The sequence below is a fragment of the Methylomonas sp. HYX-M1 genome, assembly GCF_040741385.1.
Classification (GTDB): domain Bacteria; phylum Pseudomonadota; class Gammaproteobacteria; order Methylococcales; family Methylomonadaceae; genus Methylomonas; species Methylomonas rhizoryzae.
Genome location: NZ_CP160405.1, coordinates 966,420 through 978,426, shown reverse-complemented (window position 1 = coordinate 978,426; position 12,007 = coordinate 966,420). Strand labels below are relative to the sequence as shown.

Genomic DNA, 12,007 nt, shown 5'->3' with positions numbered 1-12,007 from the left:
CTTGCAGCGTAAGCCTGTACACGTTGCGAAGGCTAGCTTGCTTTGTACCGTCCGCCGCCGTCGGAAACTGAAGCGGCAGCGTCAGGCTCAACTCGGAAAAACTCCCAAGATGTGGCGTTTGAAAAACCTATTCTTAGAGCGCGCATGCAAAAACGCGTTGAAGACCGCTTCCGGCACGTGGCAGAAATCCAACGAGGAATCTCCCCGAAACGACACCCGCATTTTGTGCGTCGCGTCGTCGTAGCCGATCACATCGATTTTGCTGGATTTTACGGGATGCATTTTCATAACTACCTCCTTGACCGCAATGCCGATTGGATTAGCCGCAAATTCACATAGTTCCGCCGGGGATGCGTCCGTCCCTCAGCCGCTTTTGCCCGAAAATGGCGTGCGGGTTTGACTGTTCGGCATTAAGCCTGCAAACTCGGATTCGAAAATAAAACTTATCAGCAGGAGCCGAGCATCATGAACCAAGCCGAAAAACTACGTTGGGGCATTCTGGGCGCAGCCCGCGTCAACGAGCGTTTGTTGCCCGCTATCTTAGAAGCCGACAATGCCGAACTGGTTGCAATCGCCAGCCGGCGGCCGGGGGCCGCGGCGGAAACGCTCAAAAAATACGCCCCTTGCTATCCCGGCATACACGCTTACGACGACATGGAGGCCTTGCTAACCAACCCGGACGTGCAAGCGGTTTATTTACCGATGGCAAACCACGAACATGCCGAATGGGCGTTACGGGCAATAGCGCATCGCAAGCATGTGCTATGCGAAAAACCGATGGCATTATCTTTAAGCGACATCGAAGCGATCGATAAAGCCGCCCGCAACTACGATGTCAAAGTCATGGAAGGCTTTATGTACCGATTTCATCCGCAACACCGGCGCGTGATGGAAATCATCCAATCCGGCTTGATAGGCGACGTCCGTTCGGTACGCAGTTGCTTTTCGTTCATGATGCGTCCGGCCCGCATGTACCGGCTGGCCGAACACGTCGACCGGGGCGGCGGCGCCATGTGGGACATAGGCTGTTACGCGATACACGTCATCCGCATGTTTTTCGAGCAAGCGCCGTCGGCGGTTACCTGCATGGCTAAATACGCCGATAGCGGCGCCGATATTGCCAGCAGCGGAATTTTGGATTACGGCGACGGCCGCTTTGCCCAGTTCGATTTCAGCTTCCAGCGGGCTCGCCGCTGCGAATACGAAATCGTCGGCAGCCAGGGAGGGCTTAAATGCCATGTGGTTTGGCAATTGCCCGGCGATATTCCGATCATTTCCTGGTGGAGCGAAGACGGCCGCCAAGGCGAGGAGCGCTTACCCGCGGCCAATCACTTCAAACTGGAAATCGAGCATTTCAGCGACTGCGTGCTGCAAGATAAACCGCCGCTTTTATCCTTGGACGACGCCAAAGCAAATTGCCGCGTTATTGTCGCCGCGCTCAAATCGGCCGCCAGCGGGCAAACGGTGAGCATTTAACCAGGCATGCGGACGGCTTCCTCGCCCGGCCGGCTTGGCCGGATGCGCTTCAAAATCGGTTTGGCCTTGTGTTGTTTGCTGACAGTATCGGCCGGATGGTTAGTCTGGCAACAACGGGATTGGCTGGGCGAACAGGCGTTACGGCGTTTAATGGCACAAAGCTTATTTGCCAATCCCGCCGTTTCCGGATTGAGCTTGACTATGGATCACGCCGCATTGGCGCATCTGCAATTCGAATTAGAGACCGGGAAAGGCTTATTGGCGGCGGAACTGAGCGAGGCGAATCTGAATTACGACTGGCAAACCTTGCAGCCGGATACCGGCTTTATCGAAAAAGCCAAGTTGACGTTTCACTATCGAGCCGACAGCGATACCGATACCACCCCGGCCGAGGATTCCGCGGCGGCGCTACGCTTGCCGCTACGCAGCCTCTCTATCAAGCAACTGGATCTGACGGTAATCGCGCCCTGGGGAGAGTCCCGATTTATAGGTCAGGCGGAATTTAATACTGCCGAACAACAAACTGTACAGGTTTTACTCAACGACTCCGAATATGCCTTGAGCATAGGGCAGGATTTCGGCGCCGGCATGCTTTCACTGCAACTGCGCAAAGCGGACGGCAGTGCGATAGCGGCCGGCAACTATGGCCGAAATCCGCCCGATAACAGTCCGCTCATCGGCTTGCAAGCGAACGTGGAGTTGCTGCGCGGCTGGCTAACGCAATGCGCATGGCTGCCGAACCAAATCAGGCAGCCACTCGCCGCGCTCATCTGGCCGGCTTTGGATAAGATACAGGCGCAATTGCATTTGCACGGCAACAGTCCGGAAGACCATAAGCGCTTCAAAGGCTATCTGCAGTTAACCGAACATAACGACTATCTGGCCGGCGCGGAACTCGAATTAGCCGCCGACGAGTTGGCGGTAGACGCTCATCTGGCACTCAGCGCCGCTCAAGCCCGCCGGCTTGCAGCGCCTTGGCTGCCGACGGCAACCTCGGCTTGGCAAGTTAACGCCGGCGAGATCATGGGAGCCGTGCGCATGCACTGGCAGGCCGGCAAGCCTATGACGCACGCGGTTTTTCTAAAAGGCTATGATTTGGGGCTGGCAATAGGCTCTACTCACATCTCTAAAGGATTTGTGCAATTGGACGCCGCCGAATCGACACTACCCACATATATTGTTTCATTGACAGTGCCGAGCTGGCAATTAAATGAAAACACCGAATTTCGCGACATACAACTTAACGCCGCTTACCAAAACGGCCGCTTGGCAATCGATCAAGCCAGTCTGCCTATGTTTGGCGGCAAGTTGCAGCTGGAACCGGCCGAATTGGAACTGACCGGTGGGCCGATACGCTTGATTTTAGTCGTCAACAATGTCGATCTGCAGCAGCTACTGCAAGCCATGAACTACCCCAATTTGTCGGGAACCGGCATGCTGAACGGTAAGTTGCCGTTAAGCGTCGAATCCGACACTGTGGAACTGAAGGACGGAACGTTAACGGGGATAGTGCCGGGAGTCCTGCGCTACACAGGCCCGGGGGACGACGGAAATTTGGCTTTCAGCGCGCTGAGAAATTTGCAATACCACGCCCTGCAAGCCGGCGTGGATTACCGGCCGGATGGCAGTTATAGTTTAGGTTTGCGTTTGGAAGGCAAAAATCCGTCGGTATTGTCCGGTCATCCTTTGGCGTTTAACTTGAAATTGCACGGGCAGTTGCCGGAACTCTTGCAAAAAGGCGTACTGGCAGGCGATTTCGAGCGGCCGATTCTCGAACAGGTAAAAAACGCCAAACCGTAAAACAAAATGTTCCGAAACCGTCAATACTGCGCCGCACAATGCGGCTTGGAGAACTCTATGAAATTGAAAGCGGCATTTATTGCCGGCCTAGTCTGCGATACGCTGTTAATGACAGCCTGCTCGCCGTCCGTCAGATTGGAAGCGCCGGAAAAACCGATAGAAATCAATATGAACGTCAAAATAGAACACGAAATTCGCCTCAAAGTGGAAAAAGACGTGGATGCCCTGATCAGTAGCGAAAAAGGTTTGTTTTAAAGGAGCCCTCAATGAGAATCAAAGCAACGCATTTTTTGTTGGCCGGCTTATTGTCGTTTTGGTTGGCTGCAAACCCGGTCGCCGCGGCCGACTTAGCGCAAGCAAAGTCAGCGGGACTAGTCGGCGAACTGATGAACGGTTATTTAGGCTTGGTTAACCCCAATGCACCCAGTGACGTAAAAGCCTTGGTGAACGACATCAACGCCCAACGGCGGGCCGAATACGAGCGGATAGCCGCCAAAAACGGCGTATCGGCGGAAGAGGTGGCTAAGCTGACAGCGCAAAAAGTTATAGAAAAAGCGGCGCCCGGACAATTTATCCAAACGCCGTCGGGTTGGAAGCAACGTTAAGCAAGCACGATAAATTCCCCGGCTCCGCCGGGGAGGCAGCTAAAGTTTTATGCTCATTTAAAGTCGGCGGGGAATGCCATGCGTACCTTAAGGCTTTGCATGCCGCGCAATGTATTACTAGATTACATGCCAGCGCGCCTATCTTGATAGCCTGTAAGAATATGATTACATAACTTATTAATATATATGGAATATTGTCTCGACTGCGATTTGCTAAAGGTATTGAGTCGGCGTATTTTTTAAGCTAATATCAGCCCGCCGTATTTCGCAAGGCTAATGGCGTTAGCCTGTCGGAGTCGGTTAACCGCTAACGTTATAGACAACTCAACTCAAAAGCTATTTATTGAAAGTAAAGCTTAAAGCCATGGATGCACACCAGTGCAAGTCAACGTTGGAAATCGGGAAACCTTCCGTCACAGCCCGTTTCAGCTTATGGCTTTTTTCCTTTTTTGTTCCGGCCGGCCCGGATGGGCGCGCGCGCCTGTCCGGGCAAACGGCCGGATACTCGTCTTCCTTGCAGGCTCAGCCGCCGCGCTTTTAATGCGTTGTTTAACTGCCGTTATCCATTCAAACATCGGGATTTTTAACATGTTCAAACATCACCACCGAAACCTTTTCGTTTACGGCTGCTTGCTCTTGATCGGGCTAATGAGTCCGCTCATCGGCCGGGCCGACGAGTCCGGACTCGGTTACGAAGAATTCTCCGGCCCGCTGCAATCGACCGAAGACAAAAAGCGCATTCCGGAGGTGAAATTCGACACCGACCTGCGGGGCGGTTTCACCCTATTAAGCGAAACCGATTACCGGGGTACGGGACAGTTTCCGTTAGAGTTTACTCGCTACAACGTCTCGGCACGATCCGTCACCAGCCCGGGCTGCGATTACCGCAACAACATGGGCACGCTGTGGGGGCACAATTATTCCAGTTGCATTCTGAACCAACTGAGCACGGTGGAAAAAATCAAGGTGTGCACCATGGGCGTCTGCATCACCTTCGGCAAAAATTTAAAGCCGTTACGCGACGATCTCAGAGATACCTTGGAGAAAAAAGGCGTCGTCAACGGCCAAACCTACGATTGGGTCTATACCCAATTTTCTAGCGGCATGCGGGAAGCGTACGACAAAAACGGTAATTTATTGGCCCGGTTTAACCGGCAAGGCATCGAGCACCGGTTGGACTATGTCGACGATAAGTTATCGACCGTCACGCACGTGCCGAGCGGGCGGCAATTGCGTTTTACCTTCAACCCGGACAAATCGGTGTTAGTTACCGATCCCGACGGCCAGATTTATAAATATGTACTTGGGCTGAAAGAAGTCGTCAACGGCGTAACTCTTTACAAAAACCAATTCACCTTCCCGGCGGCGCTGGAAGGCAGCGAGCCGCTTACCAGAACCTACCGACCGGAATTCATCAATTGCGATACCAAAGATAATTTTAGGTTTTCTTATTTAAAGTCGGTGGTGGAAAATGGCAATACGTTAATTAAAAACGAATTTCTTTGCGCTGGCGCGGACTCAAGGCCAAGGTTTACAACCATCGCAATGGCCGGTCATAACGAAAAGAATTTGATTAGCGAGCGCACGCTGCGCGCCAGTCTGGCCGATCCGCACGAATTAACTTTAAAATTCGCCGACTCGGATACCGACAAATACCGCTCGTTTGTCACCCGAAAAAATTTCGATATAGTCAGTCAAGATACCGGCCCTTATTCCAGGATTTACCGAGCGGTTTCGACCAACACCCGTTGCGCCGACTGCGAGGAGGATTTTAAGAAGTCCACCTACAATATCAAAGGCGACCTGCTAACCCGTACCGATTTTCTCGGCCGGGTTACCCGCTTCACCTACCCCAAGGGCACACTCAACCGCGGCCTGCCGCTGACCCGCACCGAAGCCGACGGCACCAAACAAGAGCGCCTCACCACCTGGACCTGGGACGAGCGCTTTCCGCTGAAAACCTCGGAAGTGGTCGGCGAAGTCGCCAAGGATTGGCGTTACGACGACAATGGCCAGGTGATTCGGGAAATCGTGCGCCCGGCTACGGAAGCCTTGGTCGACGACAGTTGCCCGGCAACATCCACCACCTGCCATCAGACCGACTATGCCTACGTTTACGACAACAGCAGCCACGTCACCTTAAAAGTCAGCAAAACCGGGCCACGCGCGGAAAACGGCAGTACGGTCACCGAATACCGCCGCAACGGAGATCTGTGGCGCACCACCGACGCCTTGGGTCGGGTGTCGTCCGTGCTCAGCGTCAACGCTCACGGCCAAATCACCGAGCAAGTCGACATCAACGGCGTACACAGCGTGACCGAATACAACACGCTGCGGCAGCCGGTCACGGAAAGCGTAGGCGACGACGTGACCCGCTACAGCTACACCACCAACGGCCGCCTGCAAAGCCAAACCCGGCCGGACGGCAGCGTACTCAACTACAGCTATACCCCGGCCGGCTCGGTAAAAACCGTCAGCCTGACGCACGGCGAGATTACCGACACGCTCGAATACCGGCGCGACAGCCGCGGCAACATTCTGCAAACCATCGCGCAACGTAGTGACGATAGCGGCCAAACCTGGAAACAAAGCTTTGACGAAAAAGGCCTGCTGATCGAAACCGCCGACGGCACGGGCGCATGGGACAAAACCCTGAGCTACGACGGCAACAATCATCAGACCCGATCCTGTATCAGCGGCGAAATCTGCGACTTGACCGACTACACCGTGCTGGATCAAATCAGCGATCGCTCCCTGGCCACACTGTCGAGCAAAGGCAAATTAGGCCCCAAAATTCCGCTGTTCAGCCTGGACTACGACGTGGCCGGCCGGGTCACGCAAGTGGTCGATCCGGTCAACGCCACCTCCTTATTGACCAACAACGAACTGGGCAAACACATTGACGAAGACTCGCCGGACTTCGGCAATCGCGGCTCGCTATACGACTTGGCCGGCAACGAAATCTACCGGGAAGACAGCGACGGCAACAGCGCCCGCAAACACTACGACGCCCTGGACCGCTTGACCCGGGTCGATTACTCCGACGGCGGCAGCGAAAGTCAAACTTGGGACAAAGCGCCGTCAGACGATAGCGCCCATGCCGCCCATTATGTAGGCCGCCTGGTGGAAAGCAGCCGCACCTCGGCCGGCGGTTTGACTGTCACCGACCGCATGCGCTACGACGCCCGCGGCAACGTCACCCACAGCGAGCAAGCCGTTACCGGCCTGCCGGCCTTGAGCACGGCCTACGAATACGGCCCCGGCAACCGCCTGCAAGCCGTCGCTTATCCCAAAGGCTTGCGCATCGAATACGCCTATGCAGACGGCGATTTTCGCATCGCCCAGGTCGGCGCCAGCCTGAACGGCACCGCCAACACCTTGGCCCGCGACGTCAGCTACCAACCGTTAGACAAGCGCCTGCGCAGCCTGACCTTCGGCAACGGCTTGAAATACATTCGTTCCCGCGATAACGGCGGACGCTTAATCGTTGTGCGGATGCGACAGGCTAACAACAGCGACATGTATAACCATTATCTCGCCTACGACAGTCGCAATCGGGTAACTGTTTACGACATAACCTCCTTCTACTACGACGACTTCGATCGCTTGGTTTCGCAAAAGTCACGCGCCAGTGCCGAAAAAACCCTGCTGGAACACGACAACAACGGCAACCTGACCCGCTTGGAAAACTACACAGGTAGCGGCGCCTTAAGACGTACTGACGTTTTGTCTTACAGCGACAACCGTCTGACCCGGGAAGACATCACCCCAACCCCGCCGGCTAACGGCAGTCAGGGCTATACCGCTGCTTACCGCTACGACCAATCCGGCTTCATTACCGGCTACGGCAGTTTTGTCTACCGCTACGGCGCCGACCGTACCCTGACTAAATTCACCCAAGCCGCTACCAGCGAGCAATACCGCTACGACAGCGGCCGGCGGCGGGTGTTGAAAACCAACGGGGCCGGGCAAACCCGCTACGTCTACGACACTGCCGGCCGCTTGATCTATGAACAGGCCGGCAACGGCAGCGCCCGCAACTACGTGTGGCTGGGCGACGTGCCGCTGGCCGTGGTCGACCAAAAAACCGACGGCAGCCTGGCGGCGATTTATTACATCGAAACCGACTTCGCCAACACCCCGCGCTATCTGCGCCGCGCCTCCGGCAATCTCAGCCAGCCGGTGTGGCACTGGCCGTTCGCGCCCTACGGCGACGTTGCCGCCCAGGAAGACCCGGACGGCGACGGTGCGAAGGTGACGTTCAACCTGCGCTACCCCGGCCAATACTACGACAGCACCACCGGCCTGCACTACAACCACACCCGCTACTTCTCGCCCCGCACCGGCCGCTACCTGCAACCGGACCTGATCGGCCTGGAAGGCGGCACCAACGTGTATACTTACGCCAACGGCAACCCGGTGATGTTTACCGATCCGACGGGGACGATTTGGGACTTGTTTGATATTGGCTTTTTTGCCAATAGTCTTGCTACCTTCGCCATGGCCCCTACCATGTATAATGGCGTCAACTTAGCGCTCGATACGATTGGATTGGCTCCGGGAGTACCGGCTTTAGGGACGATCAGACGGGTTACGGATAATGCGGTGGAGGTTGCAAAGGAGACAACCACTGTCATCGGTAGGGTTAAAGACCTTCAAAACTTGGGGAATGGTGAAAAGTCGCTGCTGGATCGTTTGCCGTATCAACGAAACTCAAAGTCGGATTGGGCGCAGAACTCTGGCGTGCTTCGTAGTGAGATGAATCGGGGCTTGCCGATTAGGGATGCGTCAGTTGGTGATAACGGCGGTCAATTCCTGAACGCTGAACGATATCTGCTTAAAGAACGCGGATGGACGTTCGATGCTAACACGAACTTTTGGAATCCGCCGAAATGAGTAGGAACGGTGCTTCTGGGGTGGACCGCACATACCTCAACTTTGCGAATCTTGTTAAGGAGAGATTTGCATTCCTAAGTGCTCTTGGCTTCGTGGAGGTTGAGTCACTGCCGACGCTTGTTCTTTATCGGAATGGCGACATTGACGTTGACGTGTATCACGGACGGCGATCATACGAAATCGGCTTTGGAATTACTCGCCAAGGAGTTCGGTATTCGCTGTCGGAATGCATTCGCTCTACTGATCCTGAATTCGCGGAAAAATATCGCTATCCTACAGCGACAACGCAAGAGGTTCTTGCCGATGGTCTTACAAAAACAGCAGAATTGGCAAAACGGTATTGCATAAAAGTGTTGCAAGGCGATCCGGCGTTTTTTACAACGCTTGGAAGCCAACGAAAATTATGGGCGGAGAAATACGCATTTGACGTGATGGCAGATAAATTGCGGCCCAAGGCACACGAGGCATTTCGGCTAGGTAAGTACCGAGAAGCTGCCGAGCTTTATAGGAAAATTGAATCTGTGTTGAGTCCGGCCGAACGTAAGAAGCTGGCTATTGCCGAAGAACGCAGTAAAGAATAGTTTTCTGTATTTAAGGCCGTATGGCAATGGGATGGACTCCTCCTACGCAGGGCCGTATGTCGTAGGTGATTCGCGGCGCAAGCCACCTATTGCAACAACGACAACCGTCTGGCCAGGGAAGACATCACCCCAACCCCGCCGGCTAACGGCAGTCAGGGTTATACCGCTGCTTACCAATACGATCAATCCGGCTTCATTACCGGCTACGGCAGTTTTGTCTACAGCTACGGCGCCGACCGTACCCTGACTAAATTCACCCAAGTCGCTAACACCGAGCAATACCGCTACGACAGCGGCCGGCGGCGGGTGTTGAAAACCAACGGGGCCGGGCAAACCCGCTACGTTTACGACACCGCCGGCCGCTTGATCTACGAACAGGCCGGCAACGGCAGGGCCGTAGGGCGGATAAGCTTGCGTCATCCGCCGAATGAAATAAACTTGTTCCATGCCAAACTATCGACGCAATCGCATTCCGGGCGGGACTTATTTTTTCACGGTTAATTTGCTTGAGCGAAAATCGGCATTGTTGATCGAGCATATTGCCGAATTACGGGAAGCGGTCCGCGCAACTCGGCAACAACAGCCCTTTCATATCGACGCCTGGGTTGTTTTGCCGGATCACATGCACGCCATTTGGACATTGCCATCTGGTGATGATCAATACTCCAATCGATGGCGAGCTATCAAAAAAGCTTTTTCAAAAGCACTCTCAAAAATCGAATATCGCTCCCAAATCAAGGCCGTAAGACGGAACGCATCGCGGTTTCGCCGTATGGTGGCATTTGGATTGCGGATCGCCTACGACCATGCGGCGGTTTATTATGATATCGACGGGTGATTCGCGGAGTAAGCCACCTATTGCAACAACGACACACCTGGCGAGGGAAAACATCGCCCCGACCCCGCCGGCTAACGGCAGTCAGGGCTATACCGCTACGTCTACGACACCGCCGGTCGCTTGATCTACGAACAGGCCGGCAATCTCAGCCAGCCGGTATGGCACTGGCCGTTCGCACCCTACGGCGACGGTGCGAAGGTGACGTTCAACCTGCGCTACCCCGGCCAATACTACGACAGCACCACCGGCCTGCACTACAACCACACCCACTACTTCTCGCCCCGCACCGGCCGCTACCTGCAGCCGGACCTGATCGGCCTGGAAGGCGGCACCAATGTGTATACTTACGCGGGCGGCAACCCGGTGATGTTTACTGATCCGACGGGGACGATTTGGGACTTGTTTGATATTGGCTTTATCCTGCGCTGGATCGGCCTGATCGGCTTGCTGGGCGAACAAAGCCCGGTCAGACATCCTGCCAAGCGGCGCCGCATCAAAACCGTGATCCAGGAACTCATGTATCTGGCCGCGCGACTCATCCGCAGTGGCCGCCGGCTCAAGCTGCGTTTCTCGCAGCTCTGCCCGGGTTTCATCGCCTTTGAAGCCACCTACGCCAAACTCGCCGCCGGCTAGCGACTGATTTTCAACCCTCAAAGCCCGCCACCTCTCACTGCGTAAATACGGCAGTGAGCGCATCGCTGCGCTTAAAATCCAGCCAATTTATCCATGCCTGGAAAAAACGCCTGCTAATAGGGTGAATTTTAAGCCGTTACACTCGATTGCAAGGAATGTAATTTTAAATTCGGCCACTTTTGTAATAGTTTCCGAATAAAAGGGCTGACAATATTTGAAGTCACGGATTCAGGTGTAAACTCTTGCTTTATGCCCCAAAAATCGTAATCAATCATTCGGCCTTTCTCGGTCTGCCATTCAAGAGGAAAACCGCGTCACTGGGTGATAGGTTGCCCAGGTTTCGCCCCGTCGGGCTAGGCGGTTTATCGGGTGTCAGCCGGCCTCATCAATGGCCTTGCCGGGTTGCTTCAGTGCGGTATCACCGCCCGTTGCACGGTAGGCGCTCCCGCTTGGCGGGCTTGCCAAAGGTCGTAGGCGGCTTGGTGGGCTATCCATAGATCGGCCCGGCCGCCATTCTCGACGCCGAGCCAGCTTTCGATTCTGAGCGCCATTTCCGGCGATATAGCCGCCCGGCCATTCAGCACTTTGGACAAGGTGCCTCGGGTGACGCCAAGCTGCTTGGCGGCTTCGGTGACCGTCAGCGACAGCGCCGGCAAGATGTCTTCGCGCAAGGTTTCGCCGGGGTGTGGTGGGTTGTGGATTTGCGTCATGGGGTTGCCTCTTAGTGGTAGTCCATGTAATCGACCAACACCACGTCTTCGCCTTCGAACTTGAAGGTCATCCGCCAATTGCCATTGACGACGATGGAGTAATGGCCGGCCAGATCGCCGCTCAACGGGTGCAAGCGCCAGCCGGGCAAGTTCACGTCGTTGGCTGTCTTGGCGATGTCCAGGCGCAACAGTTGCCGGTTGAGCTTGGCAGCGTGTTCCGGCTTGATGCCGACCTTGCTGCCCGTTTCGAAAAAGGCTTTCAGGCCTTTGTGTTGGAACGATTTAATCATGCCGGCATTGTATGCTGTAGCGTTACACCAAGCAACAGCATTCGACACAATCAAACACTATCAAGGGTGATGATGTGGGTAGCTTGTCGTTACGAAATGCGGCCGGTACCGGCGCATTGATGAGGTGTTGGTAATTTGCCTTGCTGATGTTGGTATCCAGGCCATAAACGGTGCCGGA

Annotated in this window: 11 protein-coding genes and 2 pseudogenes; 9 read left to right on the top strand and 4 right to left on the bottom strand. The window is 55.0% G+C overall.

Annotated features, from left to right (window positions below; genetic code table 11):
• Positions 1-87: 87 nt before the first annotated feature.
• Entirely contained in the window at positions 88-288 is a 201-nt protein-coding gene (locus tag AB0A83_RS04580; protein ID WP_150047105.1) for a KTSC domain-containing protein, read from the bottom strand.
• Positions 289-465: 177 nt separating this feature from the next.
• Between AB0A83_RS04580 and AB0A83_RS04575 the strand changes: the two genes are divergently transcribed.
• The 6 genes from AB0A83_RS04575 (at position 466) to AB0A83_RS04550 (ending at position 9,358) form a co-directional block, all read left to right on the top strand.
• The gene (locus tag AB0A83_RS04575; RefSeq protein ID WP_367155532.1) at positions 466-1,476 is read left to right on the top strand and encodes a Gfo/Idh/MocA family protein; all 1,011 of its coding nucleotides are present in this window, start codon (positions 466-468) and stop codon (positions 1,474-1,476) included.
• A 42-nt stretch (positions 1,477-1,518) separates the two neighbouring features.
• The gene (locus AB0A83_RS04570) at positions 1,519-3,276 is read left to right on the top strand and encodes a YdbH domain-containing protein (protein ID WP_367155530.1); all 1,758 of its coding nucleotides are present in this window, start codon (positions 1,519-1,521) and stop codon (positions 3,274-3,276) included.
• A gap of 57 nt (positions 3,277-3,333) precedes the next feature.
• Positions 3,334-3,531, top strand: a complete 198-nt coding sequence (locus AB0A83_RS04565; RefSeq protein ID WP_150047099.1) for a YnbE family lipoprotein — start codon at positions 3,334-3,336, stop codon at positions 3,529-3,531.
• An 11-nt stretch (positions 3,532-3,542) separates the two neighbouring features.
• Positions 3,543-3,881, top strand: coding sequence for a YdbL family protein (locus tag AB0A83_RS04560; protein WP_150047097.1), 339 nt, complete (start codon positions 3,543-3,545; stop codon positions 3,879-3,881).
• Positions 3,882-4,529: 648 nt separating this feature from the next.
• Positions 4,530-8,777, top strand: a complete 4,248-nt coding sequence (locus tag AB0A83_RS04555; protein WP_367155529.1) for an RHS repeat-associated core domain-containing protein — start codon at positions 4,530-4,532, stop codon at positions 8,775-8,777.
• Positions 8,759-9,358 carry a hypothetical protein gene (locus AB0A83_RS04550; RefSeq protein WP_367155527.1) on the top strand — a complete coding sequence of 200 codons (600 nt, stop codon included), beginning with the start codon at positions 8,759-8,761 and terminating at the stop codon, positions 9,356-9,358. Before AB0A83_RS04555 ends, AB0A83_RS04550 begins: the two co-directional genes overlap by 19 nt.
• A 42-nt stretch (positions 9,359-9,400) precedes the next feature.
• Here AB0A83_RS04550 and AB0A83_RS04545 read toward each other — a convergent pair whose 3' ends face one another.
• Positions 9,401-9,805, bottom strand: coding sequence for a hypothetical protein (locus AB0A83_RS04545; RefSeq protein WP_367155525.1), 405 nt, complete (start codon positions 9,803-9,805; stop codon positions 9,401-9,403).
• Here AB0A83_RS04545 and AB0A83_RS04540 point away from each other — a divergent pair.
• The 3 genes and pseudogenes from AB0A83_RS04540 to AB0A83_RS04530 form a co-directional block, all read left to right on the top strand.
• Positions 9,804-10,196 carry a transposase gene (locus tag AB0A83_RS04540; protein ID WP_367155523.1) on the top strand — a complete coding sequence of 131 codons (393 nt, stop codon included), beginning with the start codon at positions 9,804-9,806 and terminating at the stop codon, positions 10,194-10,196. The genes AB0A83_RS04545 and AB0A83_RS04540 overlap by 2 nt on opposite strands.
• A 120-nt stretch (positions 10,197-10,316) precedes the next feature.
• A pseudogene (locus AB0A83_RS04535) lies at positions 10,317-10,571 on the top strand (RHS repeat-associated core domain-containing protein); the annotation flags it as partial.
• Positions 10,572-10,613: 42 nt separating this feature from the next.
• A pseudogene (locus AB0A83_RS04530) lies at positions 10,614-10,829 on the top strand (IS1380 family transposase); the annotation flags it as partial.
• A 407-nt stretch (positions 10,830-11,236) separates the two neighbouring features.
• On the opposite strand, the gene AB0A83_RS04525 reads toward AB0A83_RS04530, so the two are convergent.
• Both AB0A83_RS04525 and AB0A83_RS04520 read right to left on the bottom strand, forming a co-directional pair.
• On the bottom strand, positions 11,237-11,617 hold the full coding sequence (locus tag AB0A83_RS04525) for a HigA family addiction module antitoxin (protein ID WP_232056781.1): 381 nt from the start codon (positions 11,615-11,617) through the stop codon (positions 11,237-11,239).
• Positions 11,551-11,829: a type II toxin-antitoxin system RelE/ParE family toxin gene (locus AB0A83_RS04520; RefSeq protein ID WP_150047089.1), complete on the bottom strand. Its 279-nt coding sequence runs from the start codon at positions 11,827-11,829 to the stop codon at positions 11,551-11,553. Before AB0A83_RS04520 ends, AB0A83_RS04525 begins: the two co-directional genes overlap by 67 nt.
• Positions 11,830-12,007 lie beyond the last annotated feature (178 nt).